Source organism: Pseudomonas lundensis (assembly GCF_001042985.1).
Classification (GTDB): Bacteria; Pseudomonadota; Gammaproteobacteria; order Pseudomonadales; family Pseudomonadaceae; genus Aquipseudomonas; species Aquipseudomonas lundensis.
This window is the reverse complement of the sequence record NZ_JYKY01000018.1, coordinates 55031-72168: the sequence shown is the minus strand read 5'-3', so window position 1 is coordinate 72168 and position 17138 is coordinate 55031. Positions and strand designations below refer to the sequence as shown.

Below are 17138 nucleotides of genomic sequence, written 5' to 3'. Positions count from 1 at the left end.
GAATCACCATGCTTGAACTGCGCCCCAACTGTGAATGCTGTGATTGCGATTTGCCGCCGGACGCCTCCCAGGCGCGTATCTGTTCGTTCGAATGCACCTTCTGCGCGACGTGTTCGGAGCAGAAGCTGGGCGGCCTGTGCCCCAACTGCGGCGGTGAACTGCTGCCTCGCCCGCGTCGTCCAGCCAGCAAGCTGGCCCGGCATCCGGCGTCCACGGTGCGGGTCAATAAACCGCAGGGGTGCGCACCCGGCGCCTGAGGCGGGCTTGCCGTTACATATGGAAGTCCATATATTCGGGCGTCCCTCTGTAAGGTCCTGTGTCATGACTCAAACCGTTTCCCCGCCGTCGGTGTTCAAAGCCCTGGCGGATCCCACCCGTGCGCGGCTGGCGCTGCTGCTCGCGCAGGAAGGCGAGCTGTGCGTGTGCGAGTTGATGTGTGCGCTGGATGACAGCCAGCCCAAAATCTCCCGGCACTTGGCGCACTTGCGCCGGTGCGGCTTGTTACTGGATCGCCGTCAGGGCCAGTGGGTGTATTACCGCCTCAACCCGGCCTTGCCCGCGTGGGTCTCGGCGGTGCTGGACATCACCCTCAACGCCAACCGGGCCTGGCTGCACAGCGATGTGCAACGGCTGGGCGCCATGGGCGACCGCCCGCTACGCAACCCGTGCTGCTGAGCGGCGAGGACAGTTCGATGTGGGTAGCCAGTGCTATTTTTGTGTTCACGATTGTGTTGGTCATTTGGCAGCCGCGCGGCTTGGGCGTGGGGTGGAGCGCCTCGATGGGGGCTGTGCTGGCGCTGGCCTTTGGCGTGGTGCAGTTGAGCGACATTCCCTTGGTGTGGTCGATTATCTGGAACGCCACTGGCACCTTTGTGGCGCTGATTATCATCAGCCTGTTGCTGGACGAGGCGGGGTTTTTCGCGTGGGCGGCGTTGCATGTGGCGCGCTGGGGGCAGGGCCGTGGCAAGCGGCTGTTCGCCTTTATGGTGCTGCTCGGCGCGCTGGTCTCGGCGCTGTTTGCCAATGATGGCGCGGCGCTGATCCTGACCCCGATTGTGGTCGCCATGCTGCTGGCGCTGCGCTTCTCGCCTGCGGCGACCCTGGCGTTTGTGATGGGCGCGGGGTTCATCGCAGACACCGCCAGTTTGCCCCTGGTGGTGTCGAATCTGGTGAACATCGTGTCGGCCGACTTCTTCAAGATCGGCTTCAACCAATACGCAGCGGTCATGGTGCCGGTCAACCTGGTGAGCGTGGCGGCGACGCTGGGCATGCTGCTGTGGTTCTTTCGCCGCGATATTCCGGCGCGCTACGACCCGGCCGAGCTGGATGCGCCCGCCAGCGCCATTCACGACCGCGCCACGTTCATGGCCGGTTGGTGGGTGCTGGGGATCCTGCTGGCAGGGTGTTTTGCGCTGGAGCCGCTGGGCATCCCGATCAGCGCCATCTCGGCGTTATGCGCCGCCTTGCTGCTGTTGATCGCGGCACGCGGGCACCGGATTTCAACCCGCAAGGTGCTCAAGGAAGCGCCCTGGCAGATCGTGATTTTCTCCCTCGGCATGTATTTGGTGGTCTACGGCCTGCGCAATGCCGGGCTGACCCAGGCGCTGGCCGGTTGGCTCGACGCTTTCGCCGCACATGGCGTGTGGGGCGCGACCTTCGGCACGGGTCTGCTGACGGCGCTGTTGTCGTCGATCATGAACAACTTGCCGACGGTGCTGATCGGCGCGCTGTCGATCGACGCCAGCAGCGCCACGGGCGTGGTGAAGGAGGCGATGGTGTACGCCAACGTGATTGGCAGCGACCTGGGCCCGAAAATCACACCGATTGGCAGCCTGGCCACGTTGTTGTGGCTGCACGTGCTGGCGCGCAAGGGGATCCGCATCACCTGGGGGTATTACTTCAAAGTCGGCATTGTGCTGACCGTGCCCGTGTTGCTGATCACCCTGGCGGCGCTGGCCGTTCGGTTGGGTGGCTGAGGGCGGTCAGTCGGCGGGCGCCTGCCCGAGGGCGTCCACGGTGGCTTTGACCGCGCGCAAGGCGTGGCTCAGCAGGAACGCCTGATGGGCGTCGATACACAGCGTGCCGGTGGCGGCTGCGTCCAGCGTGTGGGTGGCGGCGGACAGCAGTTCGCTGGCGCTGTGCAAGGCGTGAACGGCGGGGATGTCGGGTGTCACGCTGAACAGCAGGTGGTTGTGATGGGCCGGGCCGGTTTCGTGGAAGGCGAGCGGGGTGGTGAGGTGCGGCATGAAGGTCTCCAACTTTTCAGTAAGAGCTGCCACGTTCCTTCCTACGGGATTGGGTGGCAGCCATGTGCGGGGTAGGAATACCGGGAAAGTTGGCACCCGGCCAGACCGAAGTCTGCCCGCACACAGCTGCCATAGAGCGTTATTCCGGACATAAAAAAACGCCGGAAAGACAGTCTTGGGCGCTACGCGCCAACTTTGAATCGGGTTCCTACGCCCGGCCACGGGATTGACCGTGACGCTGCGGACTTTATCCCTCGCACGCTGACTTGGCAAATCGGGCGCTGCGCACCGGCGCGCAGCCTGACTGTCAGAGCGTGTTGCGGGCGCTGCGCTCGGCCAGCAGGCGCGAGGCTTCAACGTAAGCGGTCTGGAAGGCCGGGGTTTCGACCCATGCCAGCGCGGCGTCTTCGTCGTCACCGTGCACCGTCATGCGGAAAGCAATCAGCAAGCCCATCAGAAAATCGGTGGCGTCCTCTTCCTCTTCTTCCGAAATCACCAGCTCCAGCACCGGGTATTGCAGGAACACACTGCACATCGCTTGCAGGCCGCGGGTTTCAGCGGCTTTCATGGCCTGGAACAGGTCGTCGAAATCCTCAGGCTCGAAGCCGTTTTCCTTGATGTCCTGGAAGTCGAAAGTGCTGAGGTCGATTTTGACGTCATCGAACGGATGATCGATCAGGGCCGAAGCCGAGGCTTTCGCCGGCTTGCCCATGCGATTCTGTTTGGCTTTGGACTTAGCCCGCTGCGCGTGCTTGTGCTGTTTCTTTGGCGTTGCCATGAACGTGTGTCCTGTGGAGGCTGAGGAGAGGATTGAACTCCATCTCTTCGCAATCGCCAAGCGAAGTGGCTGGTTATCCGTGCTCTATCTCCCTTCACCCCTGTAAACCCGGGCCACAACCGGTAGGCCTGATAGACGACTTTTTATAAATCTTGAGAATCTTCCTACCGACAAGCCAAACACCTGTGAAGTAGCGTCCTGTTGCACTTAGGCGGTGAATACGGATCGTCAAATTGCAGAGGCGGTGTTATGGCGGTTAAGAACATCTTCCCCAATACCCTGGGATGTAATGGGATAGACGGCAACCGGCGACATGGGGAGGCGACAGAGCAAGCACAGGCCGCTTGGGACAGAACACTGGCGGCGAATGCACGGAACGAGCGGGAAGCTGACGCACGCAGGCGTTCGATCAAGAAGCCGGATGTGGTGGCCTCACGCGGATGCGTCTTTGCCAAGCGTTGCACGCTGCCAGAAGGGACCATTAACTACATCAGTCCCGGCGGAGCCATCCCCACCGATCCGGTTAGCCAATATGGCGAGTTTGCCTTGCTGGGTGGCCGTGAAACGGATGCACAAGGAAACATTCCCCTTAAGAAAATCAGCGGCTACGTACCCTCGTCGCTGGGAACACTTCTATTGGGTGGTGTGGCTACTGGCACCGCTGGCGGTGTGTCTTGTGGGGGTTTGTGCACGGCTGGCGCTGTGGCGTCCGGGCCCACCACGGGTGTTGCTGCGGGTCTTTTGGTGGGCGTGGTTGCATTGCTGTGGCCATCCAGCTTGGGCGACAGCAGCCTATATACCGAAGAACAGCTCCAGACGCTTAAAGAGGGACGTATACGTGTTCGCCTGCACGTTGAGCAGCAGGCCGATGGCACCTTGAAGGGGTACGGGTACAACACCCAGAAGCGCCGCGACTGGGAAATGATTCCCGTGGTGCAGTTCGTTGCCCAAGGCTCCCGGCAAGTGGCTGACTTGGGCGATGGCGTAACCCTGATATGGACCCCCGCCGCTGACCCGTCCAACACCTTAGGTACTCCAGCGTTAGAGGGTGCACCTCAAGCCCCACAAATCTGGATTTATCCGCCATCTGAGAAAGCGGATAGCATCATCGTCAACCCGATCTACCCGCCCGAGTACAAAGACTTCATCCTTGTGTTCCCGGCTGACTCTGGCATTCAGCCGCTGTACATCGTGATGAATGTCCGGCTTGCCCCCGGTACCGTTACAGGACAGGGGAAAGATGTGACGGGCCTCTGGTTAGCCAGGGCGAGTTCTGGACTCGGAGCGCCCGTACCCACAAGTATTGCCAGTCAACTTATCGGCAAACGCTTTAGCAGCTTCGATGCTTTCAGGAAGGCATTCTGGACTGCCGTGGGCAATGACCCAGCGCTATTGAGCCAGTTCAAGCTCACGAACCAAAACAAACTACGAAATGGCAAAGCCCCCTTCGCTCAAAGACCAGAGCACAACGGTGAAAACGCTCGCTACGAGATCCATCATATTGAAAACGTTCAGCATGGCGGCGCGGTGTACGACGTAGACAACCTCGCAATAATGACGCCAAAACGACACGTAGCGATTCACAAGGAAGACAGACAATGATTTTGAAAAACAGTGTTTCCGACTACACCGAACAGGAATTCATAGAGCTGCTTCAACGCATTATCGGGAACGACGCAAGCGAAGAGGAAGAGAACAGGCTCGTGCATCACTTCAACACGATCTGTGAACATCCAGCAGGCTCGGACTTGATATTTTTCCCCGAGGACGATGCTGACGACTCAGCCGAAGGCATCACGCGCACACTCAAAAAATGGCGCGCTGCTCAAGGCTTGCCGGGATTCAGGTACGGTTGTAGGTAAAGGAAAACCCGGCTTCCCCGGAGGCACCAGAATTGACATCATTCGACCCAACCCCAGCCTCTGAGGGGGCAGACATGTCCATCACCGAAACAAAAGTAGTCGATATTATTGCGGTGCCCGAGTGGGAGCCTGAAAACGTAATTTTGGTAATCACTGACCACCTTGAGTGGGGTGATAAAGCGCAACAAGGCGAACACCTGCTACTGCTTCAAGAAAAGATCAACAGCTACGTTGCGTTCATTGAGAGCGCAGAGTTATTGGAAAGCTACCCGCCCGCGAAAGACAAGCTACCCATCATCCGAGTTAACGGTTTGTATGAGCTGCCAGCACAAGGCCAAACCTTTATAGACCGAGTTACTGACCTACTGAAAGGTGCAGGTATCGGCTTTGAGTTCGTGCTGAAAGAAAGCGAGAAAATTCGCAATAGGTGACGACCCGCTTCACTGGGATCACTTCTATTGGCTGGTGTGGCTACTGGCACCGCTGGCGCGGTGGCGTCCGGGCCCACCACGGGTGTTGCTGTTGGTACTTTGGTGGGCGTGGTTGCATTGCTGTGGCCATCCAGCTTGGGCGACAGCAGCCTATATGCCGAAGAACAGCTCCAGACGCTTAAAGAGGGACGTATACGTGTTCGCCTGGCTGAAGGAGAACCGCCGCATCGTTATACGCTTCGACAAACGCGCGAAAAGTTATGCGGCGATGGTCTCGCTGGCCTGCGCCATGCGATGTTTACGACATTACTTTTCGTACAGGGCCTCGTTTACTTTCGTGAAAAAAACCATTTAACTTGCCGCTTAACCGGTAGTGAAAATGAATGAATAAATATGCAGGAAAAAGCAATCCAGCCAATGAATGGGTGCTCTGAAATTATATCGGGCCTGTGTCCTAAAGATAGAAAATCATTATTTTCAATAATGTCTATATAAGGCACGACAAAGAGGCCGTTAAATATGAGGCAGAAAAATAACTTAATATTATTTAAGTTGTTTCCTGAGAGGTATATTTTTAGAAAGTAGGCGAAAAGCATACCGCAAACGGCCAACGCAGGGAAAGCCCACACAATCATTTCGTGGCCTCTTGGTAGATCTGCTTTCCTGTTTGGAAATCCGTATGTATTTCAAGCCCCCATGTGCCATATCCGTTGGTGCCAGCAGCGTGGTGGGTCCAAGTAATATCTCGGTAACGGATGGCGACATGTTCTTGCGGTTCGGCGTCGTGCTGCAAAATAGCGTGCGGCATTTCAAGTGTCAGGTCAGCAATAATTCCACCATTGATCGAGATAGAATAGAATTTTTCCTGCATGCCAAAGGAAGAGACGCGGTAAAAACTGATGATGCAGTTTATTTCTTCTCTACTTGAGAGCGCTTGAGCTAGCAAGGGAGATGACTTATCAACATTTTTTGTGATGATAATAGGGTTGTGTGTCGGTTTATTAATATTTCCAATATTGACCATGTTGTGGCTGTAAGACAGCACCATGATTTCGTCTGCGTGCGTTGTCTGACATTTGTTGCCAATAGAATCCTGGGTTGAACAACCCGCTGAAATCAATCCTTGAGCCTTGCCGGTGATCGTCATTTAGCCGTGGTTAGCCATACGTGACACTCCTTTTAGTCAGCCGAGCATCCTATTACAAGGGTTTCAGGCGTGATGTAGGGGGGTTCCGAAAAGATATACGAATATGTCGAGATTCGATCCAGCGACTTGGTAAAAGATCTGGCCAGGTAAGCCTGGGGGCAGGTAGGCGCTTGAACTAAAAAGGAGGGTCAACGCTATTGGGCTTTTCACTTGAGAGGGAGAGCCGCTCGTTTGTCTTGATTCTCGGTTCTTGATATGTGCTGTAGCGTCCTGCCGCCGCGCATACCGCGTGACTTGCAAGTGTCTGGGGCGCGAGGCGGTAAAGTGCTTAGAGGCCCTGTGGCGCGCCTGGGGAAACGAAAGGGCTGCGTGGGGGCGGGCAGCGTGGCCGACGTCTCGGCGTGTCTGAGGGAGGCTCTCAAGCTGAAAACTGTATTCAGATTAAAACTATTCAGTGCTGGGGCTGGTACCGAAAGTCAGTTGGACGGCTTTCAATCCCACGCCTAAAGCGCCTTGGTCCAGAAATGGTCCAGCAACCCTAAAATCGCAGGCAATAAAAAACCCCCAAGGACACATGGTTCCTTGGGGGTTTCTCGGTATTTTGGTGCCCAGAGACGGAATCGAACCGCCGAAACTATCTGAAGACCTGTAAGCCCTGATTTGACGTGCCTTCGAAGAGGACGCCTTGTAGGTAGTGTACTCGATTTGTGTACCCAGACACACGCTCTGCTGTCCGGATCATGTCACCTCTATGAGCCCAGGTCGCCGGTCCGTAAGCCAATCCCGTAGTTCTGCGACATAGGGCTCCCAAGCTGGCGATAGAGCTGCAACTTTAACAATGGTACTGAGACCTACTGGGCGGTGCACATTAAGGGTTCGAATAATAAGCTCGATGAGTGAATGGGTGTCATCTACAGCTTCGATTTCCGCCGCGAGGTTTATTATTTCATTAAAGCCATTATCCTCCTGTTGGGGAAGAGATCGAATCATGCTGTGTAGTTGGGCTTCCGGTGCCAGTGGTATGCCATTTTGAGCGCAGAGTTTCTTTATTCCCGCAAGACAATTCTGCCGACGTGCAACCGCGTAGTCTTCTGTCCCGCTTAGCACTGCATTAGCGCGCTCAAGCTGGAGTTCTCGAGTGGCGTACACATCCCCATCAAGTAAGAATAACTGACTCTCCGGGTTATGGCCTCCGGATAAAATAAGACCGGCGGCTAAAGTGAAGCAGTTAGTGGCTGCTCCATAAGGAGTGATATTCGCGACTCTTTTCATGCCAAGTCGAAATAATTCATGCTCGACTATGGCAAGGGCCATTTCGTCCTCAACGAATATTTCCAACGGACGATCCTGCTGTCCGGTTAGTCGCCTAAGTGCGTCAGGCTTCGTGTTTGAGAAGCAATATGTCTTGGGTATCTCTTTAATCGTATGGATATGCTTTATGCTTATCTTATCCTTGAGGTCAAGAATTGCCTCTCTGTGTGTGGTAAATATAATCTGCAAAGACTTATCCACTGCTCGATCAAAAAGTATTTCTGTCAGGCGGGTAAGTGCCGCTGTATGTAACAGCAAGTCAATCTCGTCAATTAATATAAGACCGTACTTTGGTGCATTGAAGACAGCAGATAGGATCTCTAAGACCCGCTGTTCGCCAGCTCCCATTGCGAGCGCTGAGTATCGAGTGCCGTCCAAGGCTAATCCCGGATATCGACGCCCAGAACTTGCTTGATGAATGTTAAGCTCGTTGTAAGCGCGATTAAAGACTGTCCCCATTTTGGCCATAATGAGCGCCGAGTCAACATGAGCTTCTGTCCTATATGTTATTGTTGACGTGTAGGTCTCTTGTTCAATGCGGGGTACACAAGACTTGATGCCAATGAAGCGTAAGTATCGCCCTGGGCGTCTTGCGTAACGAGGAGACCATCGGTCAACGTTTTTTCTATATTCCGTGACGACGTTTTGAAACTCGATAGCTCCATCTCTGAATGAGTGAACCATTCTTAAGGCGCTTCCCGTCCATGTGGCATCCGTAGTCGGCGTGAAAAAGTCACGAAATTGCCAGTTTTGTTGACCTTCTTCCGTAGGGCTGTAACAGCAAGCTAAAGCATGCAAGATTGTGGACTTGCCGCAGCCATTCGGGCCGAGAATGGCAGTTAGCGGTTTCTCATCAAATCGAATTTCATCCAGCAAGGAGATTCCTTTAAGTTTTTCAATTCTTAGAGCATGTATGACTTGCTGGCTGATTGGCATCTTGCATTGTGTCCCTGTTTAATTGGATATATCCAGTGAAGAGCAGTTCTGTATAAAAATATGTTTTTAAATTTCTGAGTGGTTCGTCTATTGCAGAAGTAGGTGTTTTCATTTTTTGGGCGAAAAATTTGAGTGCCCTCTATAAACAACGTCACAAGCATGTGACCCCCGTACTCCCCGGCAGTGTGCCATTTTGACTGTGAACACGCGTCGAGGCGAGCGAAATCGAGATTCAAGGTCTGGTGGCAGAGTAGGGGTAGCCTGTCTGGCTCATAACGTGAACCTTGTGAGCCATGCCGGCGCGTAGGGGTCAAGGGTGGCTCATTGCTGTTGAATTTATTTGAGCCATTCGGTAGGCTGTGAGCCATACGTTTTGAGCCAGGAGGTGTTATGTCTGAAACAATCGCCTATCTCCGGGTCAGCTCTGGGGATCAAACAACGAGTACCCAGCGGGCGGCCATAGAGCAGCGCTTCAAGGTGGACCGCTGGTTTGCTGACGAGGCGACGTCAGGGATCATCAAAGCCAGTGCCAGGAAGGGCATGGGTGAGTTACTGAGCTACGCCCGTCAGGGCGACACCATAGTGGTCTACGCGATTGACCGATTGGGCCGCGACACAATCGACGTGCTGGAGACGGTGACGGCCCTTAAGGATAAGGGCGCAGCAGTTGTTTCGCTGCGTGAAGGCTTCGATATGAGCACACCAATGGGAGAGATGATGCTCACTATGCTTGCCGCTATGGCCAAGCTTGAGCGTGTAAATATCAAAGACCGGCAAATGGCTGGCATCCAGCGGGCTAAGGCCGAAGGTAAAAACCTGGGGCGGGAAAAGGTTATTGATGACCTGCAAGTGGTCCGGTGGCGTGAGAAGAACAACGCGAGCATCAGTGCCACAGCAGAGCACTTCGGAATCTCACCTGCGTCCGTTAAGCGCGCCCGTCGCGTAGCTGTCATTTCGCCACAGCCTCAAAAGGTCGTTGACTCGCTGGGCGAATGCGAGGCGTAAGATGCAAGCAGGAAAGACCTTAAGCGTGCCTGTCGAGTGTCCTCTCAGTCAGCCATGGATGTACCAGCGTTCGGGCATTTATTACCTCAGGGTCCGTCCCAAGGGGGTGTCGAAGGAATCTGTTACCGTCTCCCTCCAAACTTCAGACAAGCAGATCGCAGAAGCTGCCAGTAAGTTGTTGATGTCCTCCCTGTACGACTTCCAGCATGACAATCCTGCTGCTGAGTGGCGGGACCTCGCTGCGCATCTGAAGAGCACTTCTAAAGCTGTCTCTCCGTTGTCTGAAGGGGAATATCTTGATGCTGGGCCCGAGGTGTATGAAGAGGTCCTTTCTGTGCTTCAGCAGGCTGTCGCGGCTCGTAAAAGAACTAAGGCGGCGGCCCTACGGGACTCTTTTGCCAGGCAGGGGCTGTCTAACCCGATTGGCAGGTTTACCTGTCCGCACTGCCTTGAAGACGATTGCGATGTTGAGTATGTGAAGCCGTCTCTTGAGTTTCCAAGCGGTTGCATTAGCGTCAGTGAGGCGGAAATTGATGCGGGACGTTGCTTTCAATGTGGCGGCGTATCTTACTGGATTATCGTCGACCCCGATGCTGCGTCTGACCGGGCTGACCTGAAGAGAAGACTCTTGTTTCCACCTGTCAAAGATGCAGGGACTCGTCTGTTTACCAAGTTCATAGCGGACGGTATTCGAGGAAATCCCCAAGCTTTGGACTATTTCATTGAGAACATCGAAAAAGGTATCCCTTTGACAGATTTTGTTAAAAGGGCCCAGCGCAGAGCCAAACGTGAACAGGGAGGGTCTTCGGGTTGCTCTTCGAGCCGAACTCGTAGCCGCCACAATGGAGGCAAAAGTCCTCACTCGTAGATAAACAACTATGAGGACTCTCCATGGAAACTCCCGCTGTTTCTTCGCAGCAGATTGTTCAAGCTGAAGAAGTCATCGAGCTAACCGCCACCCGACTACTTGAGCAAGGACTAAGCATACGAGCTGTAGCGGAATCAACTGGCCTCTCTCGCAGGCAAGTCACGAAGTTGAAAGCGAAGGTAAACAAAGAGGATGGTGGTCCTTTTGTCGAGGTAGAACATGCCTCCATTTCCCAGCAGCAGGCTGTGGCTAAGACCCTGGCTTTGAGTGTTCGCCCTGAGGGAGTAAAGCGCTCGGAGCTCGGGGCTATTCTCAAAGCTCGTTTTGGGTTGGTGAAGAATGAGCTCACGGGAGCCTTCGAGCTGAATATGACCAAACATCAGTACCGCTACCTCAGAGAGTCCGTGCGGGCCGCTGGGCTGGCTGAAGTTACCCCTTTGTTTGTTCCTGAGTGGATGCCTCGACATGATGCGCTTGAAGCCAACCGTGAGTTGCTCAGAGCTGCATCCGATCTTCAGGACGTGATGACCGAGAAAGTGCTTGAATTTTGCAGTCGTTTTTCTGGGACATCCTTCAAGTGGGTCTTTCAGGAGTTGCTCAACTTGGCTGCTTCTGGTGTTTATCCCGGTTCAGTCGAGGTCCTGTGTGAGCGGAACTTGGAGGTTGCCGAGGAGTTAAGTCGGAGGGTTGGTCGCAGGGTGGTCCAGGAGGTCGAGCCTGTGTTCACTTCAGATGCTGAACTGGAGGCTCTCTGCGTTTGACCTTAAGTGGGCCACTCAATATCTCTGTGGGGAAAAGCGGGCCACCTTGTCCGCATCCCTTGATGTCCACGAGGGAGGCTTCCTGTGCCCAGGTGGACCTCCTTCGGACGCGCATATGGTTGGCTCGCTTGAGCCTATCTGTATGTCTCGGTCGATGCTTCTGGTTTCTCCAAGAGCCCAGCGAGCCGAGCGATACTTGGAAGAGTGATCAAATGTTCACGCTGAATATGGAGTAGTTGGCGTTCCCCATATTTGCGACTGACGGAGCCGTTATCGTGTCCTGTCATTGCATCGTGCACTTCTTCAGGAATCCCGGCCTCTCGACACATCGTTTTGAAAGCGTGGCGGAATCCGTGAGCTGGCCTGACGGGTGACTGTAAGCCAACAACTTTTTTCAGATACTCGCTCCAGCGTTTGCCGAAGTTATGTCCATACCATCCGTCAGGGCTTGGGGTTAGCAATGGGAACAGTTGGCCGTCCTGTGGAAGCTCGGCCACATAATCCAAGAGACCCAACTCGATAAGGTCCGGGTGCACAGCGACCGCCCGGTGGCTGCCAAGTGTCTTCATCGTGCGCTTGTCATTACCGTCCTCCTCCGGCGTAGACATAAGGTCCAGATACCATATCCCGTCCTCGCTCTGTCTCACCTCGGATGCTCGCATCTGCGCAATCTCTTCACGGCGGGCACCCGAATAGCAGAGAAGGAGTGGCAGCCAGAACCATGCTTTACCGAAGGAGGCACGTGGAGGCAGCCATTCACCTCGGAAAGCGGGGCTGGAGAAGATGGTGATGAGCTCGGTCCGAGTGTACGACTTACGTGGAGCAGTACGAGCGGCTTTGCTGCTGGCTTTGGCGAGCTGCTGGGTAATTCCGGAGGTGGTCACGGGGTTTTCGGCCAGATACTCCATTCGAACCGCATAGCTAAGAACCGCTGAGAGGGCCATTAGGCGGTTTTTTACCGTGGCTGTGCTAAGGCGAGGTAAATCCAACGCATCGGCCTTGGCGATCTGTTCTGGGGCGTTTAAAGCTCGTATTCCATCGCCCTTGCTCGGAAGGCGGCGCAGGAAGCCTTGGAACTCCTCTACAGTCTTGCGTCTGATACGTTCAACTGGCAGGTCGCCCAATAGCTCGATGAAGCGATTGATGGTCGCTTGGTATTCGCCTATGCGCTTTCGCACGTCTCGACTATCGCCGTCAGTGTCGCGTGCCCTGCGAGCCCAGGATTCGAAGACCTCGGATAGCTTGTTCTCTTCGCGTTCATGCCGAGCAGTGTCGAAGCTGAGTGGTGCCTCTGGCGGCATGCTTAGTGTGGTTGCGTGGTCATCGTGATAGCGCTTGAAAGCGATCTCCGAGAGTTCCAGTTGTTTCGCAAGGAATGCTTCCCGAAGTTGGGTCTCGAAGGCTGAGCCATTGGTTGCCGGGGGGAGATTGTGCCGACAAAGCTCTTCAGAAATGAGCTTGTCGAGACTCGCCATGCGACGTGCCCCAAAGTCGCGCCGCTTGAGTATGTCTCTCGCTTTCCCAGCGCCAAAGCAGGATGCAAGTGTTTCTACATCATCGTCAGTGCAAATGAGCCATTGCTCAAAATTTCCTGATAGCTCGGAGTCCTCAAGCTCTCGCTTTGCCCACCATGCGGCGATCTGTATGGCATCACGCGCAGCGGGTTGGAAGTCGCCCTGATTCTGAAGGCGAGTCCGGCCAAAGAGTTCTTCGGATTTTGTCCACTCTGATGCGAAACGAGTTTTGGCTTCGATCCGGCAGGTAGTCTCAAGGCTGCGCTTGTAGAACTCGCCGAATTGGGGGAGGTAGGGCTTCACGTCCTTTGGGACGCGGCGGCGAATGTAGTAGATGCCGCTTCTCGGATCTTTCCAGGGTTGTGCCATGAATGCCATCGTGTACCCGCCATGTGTACTCAGTTGGGCGGGCTACAGCTACTCCAGATACACAAAACCCCCGAAACCTTGCGGAATCAGGGGCTTAAATGTTTTGGTGCCCAGAGACGGAATCGAACCGCCGACACGGGGATTTTCAATCCCCTGCTCTACCGACTGAGCTATCTGGGCAACGGGGCGCATTAGAAGCCTTTTTCGATAATCCGTCAAACACTTTTTTGAAAAATATTTAATTATTACCGTCGCTTACAGACCAAACCCTTTAAAACCGGGGTTTATTCGCTTGGCGGAACGTAGCCTTCTGCTTTTGCGTATTCCTCGCCGCTGAAGAACTTGTCCATCTCGCCTTGCAGGTATTTGCGGTCTTCGGCGTTCATCATGTTCAAACGCTTTTCGTTGATCAGCAGGGTTTGGTGTTTTTGCCAGTCGGCCCAGGCCTTGGCCGAGACGTGGTCGAATATGTCCTGACCTTTGGCGCCCGGAAAGGGCGCGCGTTCCAGCGCGGGCAATTCTTCTTTGTACTTGCGGCACATGATGGTGCGGGTCATGACGACTCTCCTGCGTTCAATAGGTCGGCTGCGTACTTGAGCAGTTTTTTCACCGGGGCCGCCAGGCCCAGGCGCGGCGGGGTGGCGAGGTTATACCAGAGCCAGTCAGCCTCGGCCACGTGATGGCCGGACTCCTTGACGTGGATCAGCCAGGGTTCGATGGCCAGCTGGAAGTGGCTGAACGTGTGGGTCAGGCCGGGCATGGGCTGTTGCGTGCCGACCGTGAGTGCGTGTTGCAGCGCCAGGTGTTCGATGTCCTTGAGGTCGTCGAGTTCTGGCAAGCTCCACAAACCGCCCCACAGCCCCGTCGACGGGCGGCGATAGAGCAAGATCGCGCCCTCGCCATTGGCCAGCATCGGCATCAAGGTGCGTTTGAGCGGCACGGCTTTGCGCGGTTTGGGGATCGGGTAGCGGGTCTCAAGGCCCAGCATGTGCGCCTGGCAGCCGGTTTCAAGCGGGCACAGCAGGCAGCTCGGCTTGGTGCGCGTGCAGAGCGTGGCGCCCATGTCCATCATCGCCTGGGTGTAGGCGTTGACGCGGTCGTGGGGGGTGAAGCGTTCGGCGGTGGCCCACAGCTGTTTGGCCACTTTGGGCTCGCCCGGATACCCCTCTTGCGCGGTGTAGCGGGCCAGCACGCGTTTGACGTTGCCGTCCAGGATAGGGGCGCGCAGGCCCATGCTGATGCTGGCAATCGCCCCTGCGGTGGACAGCCCGATGCCGGGCAGCTCCACCAGTTTTTCGACGTCCCGGGGGAATTCGCCGCCGTATTGCTCGACGACGATCTTGGCGGTTTTTTGCAGGTTGCGGGCCCGGGTGTAGTAACCCAGCCCCGTCCACAGGTGCAGCACTTCGTCTTCGGGGGCGGCGGCCAGCGCCTGGACCGTCGGCAATGACGCCATGAACCGGTCGAAGTAGTTCAGCACGGTGCTGACCTGGGTTTGCTGCAACATGATTTCCGAGACCCACACCCGGTAAGGGGTGATGCCCTGTTGCCAGGGCAGGTCGTGGCGGCCGTGGCGATCGAACCACTCAAGCACCACGGTTGCGAACTGCTCGTCTCTCATCGCTTGAACAGCCCCTTGAGGGCCTCTTTGAGTTCCGGGCTGACTTTGTCACCGAGTTTCTCTTCAAGCTTCTCGCTGATTTTGTTGCCCGCCACTTTGGCTGCGACTTTGCCCAGGCCTTCCTTGTCCAGACGGCAGGCCTTGGCGCCCAGTTCCAGCGGGCCACGGCAGCGCAAAGGCAGCTCGACCCCGACGAAATTTTTACCGACCTGACACGCCGGGTCAGGCATGGCGCTCTTGTCGCCTTCAACGGTGATGCCGATCCGGTAATCCATGCCCAGAACGCGCAGGTCGATGTCGCCATCGCCTTTGACGCTCATGCCGGGGATGCGCACGATCAGGTCAGGGTTGCTGGCCACGCCGTTGTGGAAGACCAGGCTGCCTTTGAGCGCCTTGAAGGGCGTGTCTTTGCCGCGGGGCGCACCGCTCAGGGTTTTGCGATTGAGGGTGGCGATGCCCTGGCACAGTTGCTGTTCAAGGTTGGCGTTGAGCAGCACACCGTCGTTGAGCACGAAATTGGCGGTGCCGTTGAGGCTTTCAATCAGCGCGTTCTGGCTGTTGCCGCTGCCAGTGACGTTGCTGTCGAGGGTCAGCAGGCCATTGATTGGCGGTTTTTGCCCCTGGCTCTGCAGGATTTTTTCCACGGGTACGTTGTTGATCCGGGTTTGCAGGTTCACCAGCGGCAGCATCGGCCGCACATCCAGGCTGCCGTTGGCGGCAAAGTGACCTTTGTACAGATCGCCACGCAGGGTTTCGAGGGTCAGCAGGCCGCCCTGGCTGTTGGCTTTGAGGGCTGCGTTCTGGATCGGCAGTTTGCTGATGGTCAGTTGACCGAAGCTGATGTCGGCGGTCAGGTCCAGCGCCTTGAGGCGAGTGACCGGAATCAGCTTGGCGGTGCTCCAGCCACTTTTGGTCGGTGCAGCGGGCAAAGGCGTGTCGCCCGAAGCGGCCAGTGCGCCAGCCTCGCTCGATTGCACTTCGGCCTGGCGTGCGGCGGTGGCGCTGGTGGCTTCTGCGGTTTTGGGTGGCAGGTAGCGATCAGCGTCAAACGTGTCGCCTTTGAGCTGGATGCGCAGGGCCTGCTTGGCGAAGTCTTCGACGGCGATGCGGCCGGTAAAGGTGCTGTCGTCCACTTTCAGGTTCAGCTCATCGAAGGTCACGCTGGTGGGCGTGCCCGACAGGCGGCTGACCATTTCGACTTTGCTCAGGCTGCCCGGCGCCATGGGCGGCAACGGGTGGCCGATGCTGTCGAGGAACTTGGCCAGGTCAAGCTGGGCAATCGACAGGCCGCCGCTGATCTGCGCAGTGGTGTCCAGGCTGTGGGCTTTTAGCTCACCCAGCGCGCGCAGCTGGTTGGCGGAAATCTTCAAACTGCTCCATTCAGCGACGTTCGCAGCCAGATCGACCAGTATTTGCCCTTGCGCGGCGTAGGTGACGGTTTTGCCTTGCAGCGGTTCGCCCGACGCTTCGCCAGTGATTCTCATGTCTTCGAACTGGTAGCGCTTGAGGACGCGGTCAAAGCGCAGTTTGCCGTCGACTTCGGTCTTGACGCGCATAACAGGCTGGTTGGTGCCCAGAAACGCGGTCAATTTGACCGGGGTGCTGGTGGCCTCGTGAATCGGGCCGGTGCTCAGCTGGATGCTTTCTGCGCTGAACTGCTTGCCGTTTTGTTCGTCGTTGTACTCAACCCGCGCGTTGTTCACGGTCAGGCTGTCGATGTCGAGTTTGATCGGCTGGCTGGCGGTGTCGGGTTTGGCGCTCGACGCGGGCGCTGCCGGTTGAGCCGGTGTTTCAGTGCTGGCGGTGGCCGGTGCGGGCTGGCCGATGTCTTGCCAGTTGCCATGGCCGGCTTTGTCGCGGGTCAGGCGCAGGTTCAGGCCTTCAACGCGCACGTCGCTCATTTGCACTTCTTTGCGCAGCAGCGGCAGCACGCGAACGGACAGGCCAATCATTTGCAGGTCAGCGAATGGTTTGTTCGGTGCGGCGAGGGTGGCCACGCTGGCGTCGTGCAATTCAAGGCCGAGCCAGGGGAAGAGGCTCCAGCCAATGTCGCCATTGAGAGTCAGCTCAATGTGGGCTTTGTCACGGGCTATCTGGCGGATCTCGTCTTTGTAGTCGTTGGGATCAAACAAATGGCTCAAGGCAAAGCCCAGGGCCACGATGATCAGCAACAATCCGAGAAGCACCAGACCCAGGATTTTGCCGAACGCTTTCATGGGCGGATCCTTGTAAGTCTGTGTGAAGGTCAGTTTTAAATTTAGCCGCAGAGTATAGCGCCACGCGTCAGCC

The 17138-nt window shown here is 56.2% G+C and carries 18 protein-coding genes and 1 tRNA gene; 10 read left to right on the top strand and 9 right to left on the bottom strand.

All coding sequences use genetic code 11. From position 1 onward, the window contains the following. Positions 1-8: 8 nt before the first annotated feature. The 3 genes from TU74_RS15210 (at position 9) to TU74_RS15200 (ending at position 1976) form a co-directional block, all read left to right on the top strand. Positions 9-257, top strand: coding sequence for a DUF1272 domain-containing protein (locus tag TU74_RS15210; protein WP_047272888.1), 249 nt, complete (start codon positions 9-11; stop codon positions 255-257). Between the two features lie 64 nt (positions 258-321). Next, on the top strand, positions 322-675 hold the full coding sequence (locus TU74_RS15205; RefSeq protein WP_047279767.1) for a metalloregulator ArsR/SmtB family transcription factor: 354 nt from the start codon (positions 322-324) through the stop codon (positions 673-675). A gap of 17 nt (positions 676-692) precedes the next feature. After that, entirely contained in the window at positions 693-1976 is a 1284-nt protein-coding gene (locus TU74_RS15200) for an arsenic transporter (protein ID WP_048376973.1), read from the top strand. Between the two features lie 6 nt (positions 1977-1982). On the opposite strand, the gene TU74_RS15195 is transcribed toward TU74_RS15200, so the two are convergent. Further along, positions 1983-2279 carry a DUF3077 domain-containing protein gene (locus tag TU74_RS15195; protein ID WP_230683743.1) on the bottom strand — a complete coding sequence of 99 codons (297 nt, stop codon included), beginning with the start codon at positions 2277-2279 and terminating at the stop codon, positions 1983-1985. 274 nt (positions 2280-2553) lie between these two features. Then, a complete protein-coding gene (locus TU74_RS15190; RefSeq protein ID WP_047272892.1) occupies positions 2554-3024 on the bottom strand; it encodes a hypothetical protein in 471 nt (156 codons plus the stop codon). 249 nt (positions 3025-3273) lie between these two features. On the opposite strand from TU74_RS15190, the gene TU74_RS15185 reads away from it, so the two are divergent. The 4 genes from TU74_RS15185 (at position 3274) to TU74_RS25105 (ending at position 5704) form a co-directional block, all read left to right on the top strand. Continuing rightward, the gene (locus tag TU74_RS15185) at positions 3274-4626 is read left to right on the top strand and encodes an S-type pyocin domain-containing protein (RefSeq protein WP_053070017.1); all 1353 of its coding nucleotides are present in this window, start codon (positions 3274-3276) and stop codon (positions 4624-4626) included. Next, complete coding sequence (locus tag TU74_RS15180) at positions 4623-4886, top strand: bacteriocin immunity protein (RefSeq protein ID WP_047279765.1); 264 nt, start codon at positions 4623-4625, stop codon at positions 4884-4886. Before TU74_RS15185 ends, TU74_RS15180 begins: the two co-directional genes overlap by 4 nt. A gap of 74 nt (positions 4887-4960) precedes the next feature. Further along, positions 4961-5317 (top strand): DUF6572 domain-containing protein, encoded by a 357-nt coding sequence (locus tag TU74_RS15175; RefSeq protein ID WP_047291710.1) that lies wholly within the window; start codon positions 4961-4963, stop codon positions 5315-5317. Between the two features lie 27 nt (positions 5318-5344). After that, positions 5345-5704: a hypothetical protein gene (locus tag TU74_RS25105; RefSeq protein WP_420912168.1), complete on the top strand. Its 360-nt coding sequence runs from the start codon at positions 5345-5347 to the stop codon at positions 5702-5704. A 244-nt stretch (positions 5705-5948) separates the two neighbouring features. Here TU74_RS25105 and TU74_RS15165 read toward each other — a convergent pair whose 3' ends face one another. Continuing rightward, positions 5949-6464: an Hcp family type VI secretion system effector gene (locus TU74_RS15165; protein ID WP_241485572.1), complete on the bottom strand. Its 516-nt coding sequence runs from the start codon at positions 6462-6464 to the stop codon at positions 5949-5951. A gap of 738 nt (positions 6465-7202) precedes the next feature. Then, a complete protein-coding gene (locus TU74_RS15160; RefSeq protein ID WP_048376971.1) occupies positions 7203-8711 on the bottom strand; it encodes an AAA family ATPase in 1509 nt (502 codons plus the stop codon). Positions 8712-9101: 390 nt separating this feature from the next. Here TU74_RS15160 and TU74_RS15155 point away from each other — a divergent pair, with 390 nt between their 5' ends. The 3 genes from TU74_RS15155 to TU74_RS15145 are packed head-to-tail and all read left to right on the top strand — an operon-like array spanning position 9102 to position 11345. After that, on the top strand, positions 9102-9716 hold the full coding sequence (locus TU74_RS15155) for a recombinase family protein (protein WP_048376970.1): 615 nt from the start codon (positions 9102-9104) through the stop codon (positions 9714-9716). A 1-nt stretch (position 9717) separates the two neighbouring features. Further along, positions 9718-10584, top strand: a complete 867-nt coding sequence (locus TU74_RS15150) for a hypothetical protein (RefSeq protein ID WP_048376969.1) — start codon at positions 9718-9720, stop codon at positions 10582-10584. Positions 10585-10607: 23 nt separating this feature from the next. Continuing rightward, positions 10608-11345 (top strand): hypothetical protein, encoded by a 738-nt coding sequence (locus TU74_RS15145; RefSeq protein WP_048376968.1) that lies wholly within the window; start codon positions 10608-10610, stop codon positions 11343-11345. A 134-nt stretch (positions 11346-11479) separates the two neighbouring features. Here the strand turns inward: TU74_RS15145 and TU74_RS15140 are convergent, their stop codons facing one another. The 5 genes from TU74_RS15140 to TU74_RS15120 all read right to left on the bottom strand — a co-directional run bounded on the left by TU74_RS15140 (position 11480) and on the right by TU74_RS15120 (position 17065). Next, on the bottom strand, positions 11480-13228 hold the full coding sequence (locus tag TU74_RS15140) for a site-specific integrase (RefSeq protein WP_241485571.1): 1749 nt from the start codon (positions 13226-13228) through the stop codon (positions 11480-11482). 104 nt (positions 13229-13332) lie between these two features. Then, positions 13333-13408, bottom strand: a tRNA-Phe gene (locus tag TU74_RS15135). 104 nt (positions 13409-13512) lie between these two features. Then, positions 13513-13785 (bottom strand): oxidative damage protection protein, encoded by a 273-nt coding sequence (locus TU74_RS15130; protein ID WP_047272894.1) that lies wholly within the window; start codon positions 13783-13785, stop codon positions 13513-13515. Beyond that, positions 13782-14849, bottom strand: a complete 1068-nt coding sequence (gene mutY / locus TU74_RS15125) for an A/G-specific adenine glycosylase (RefSeq protein ID WP_048376966.1) — start codon at positions 14847-14849, stop codon at positions 13782-13784. Before mutY ends, TU74_RS15130 begins: the two co-directional genes overlap by 4 nt. Further along, positions 14846-17065, bottom strand: coding sequence for an AsmA family protein (locus tag TU74_RS15120; RefSeq protein WP_048376965.1), 2220 nt, complete (start codon positions 17063-17065; stop codon positions 14846-14848). Before TU74_RS15120 ends, mutY begins: the two co-directional genes overlap by 4 nt. Positions 17066-17138 lie beyond the last annotated feature (73 nt).

Coding starts and splice junctions, on each gene's coding strand:
- TU74_RS15120 (WP_048376965.1), bottom strand. CDS start 17,065: ATGAAAGCGTTCGGCAAAATCCTGGGTCTGGTGCTTCTCGGATTGTTG.
- TU74_RS15145 (WP_048376968.1), top strand. CDS start 10,608: ATGGAAACTCCCGCTGTTTCTTCGCAGCAGATTGTTCAAGCTGAAGAA.
- TU74_RS15180 (WP_047279765.1), top strand. CDS start 4,623: ATGATTTTGAAAAACAGTGTTTCCGACTACACCGAACAGGAATTCATA.
- TU74_RS15190 (WP_047272892.1), bottom strand. CDS start 3,024: ATGGCAACGCCAAAGAAACAGCACAAGCACGCGCAGCGGGCTAAGTCC.
- TU74_RS15200 (WP_048376973.1), top strand. CDS start 693: ATGTGGGTAGCCAGTGCTATTTTTGTGTTCACGATTGTGTTGGTCATT.
- mutY (WP_048376966.1), bottom strand. CDS start 14,849: ATGAGAGACGAGCAGTTCGCAACCGTGGTGCTTGAGTGGTTCGATCGC.
- TU74_RS15160 (WP_048376971.1), bottom strand. CDS start 8,711: ATGCCAATCAGCCAGCAAGTCATACATGCTCTAAGAATTGAAAAACTT.
- TU74_RS15155 (WP_048376970.1), top strand. CDS start 9,102: ATGTCTGAAACAATCGCCTATCTCCGGGTCAGCTCTGGGGATCAAACA.
- TU74_RS15165 (WP_241485572.1), bottom strand. CDS start 6,464: ATGACGATCACCGGCAAGGCTCAAGGATTGATTTCAGCGGGTTGTTCA.
- TU74_RS15150 (WP_048376969.1), top strand. CDS start 9,718: ATGCAAGCAGGAAAGACCTTAAGCGTGCCTGTCGAGTGTCCTCTCAGT.
- TU74_RS15205 (WP_047279767.1), top strand. CDS start 322: ATGACTCAAACCGTTTCCCCGCCGTCGGTGTTCAAAGCCCTGGCGGAT.
- TU74_RS15140 (WP_241485571.1), bottom strand. CDS start 13,228: ATGGCACAACCCTGGAAAGATCCGAGAAGCGGCATCTACTACATTCGC.
- TU74_RS15185 (WP_053070017.1), top strand. CDS start 3,274: ATGGCGGTTAAGAACATCTTCCCCAATACCCTGGGATGTAATGGGATA.
- TU74_RS15130 (WP_047272894.1), bottom strand. CDS start 13,785: ATGACCCGCACCATCATGTGCCGCAAGTACAAAGAAGAATTGCCCGCG.
- TU74_RS15175 (WP_047291710.1), top strand. CDS start 4,961: ATGTCCATCACCGAAACAAAAGTAGTCGATATTATTGCGGTGCCCGAG.
- TU74_RS15210 (WP_047272888.1), top strand. CDS start 9: ATGCTTGAACTGCGCCCCAACTGTGAATGCTGTGATTGCGATTTGCCG.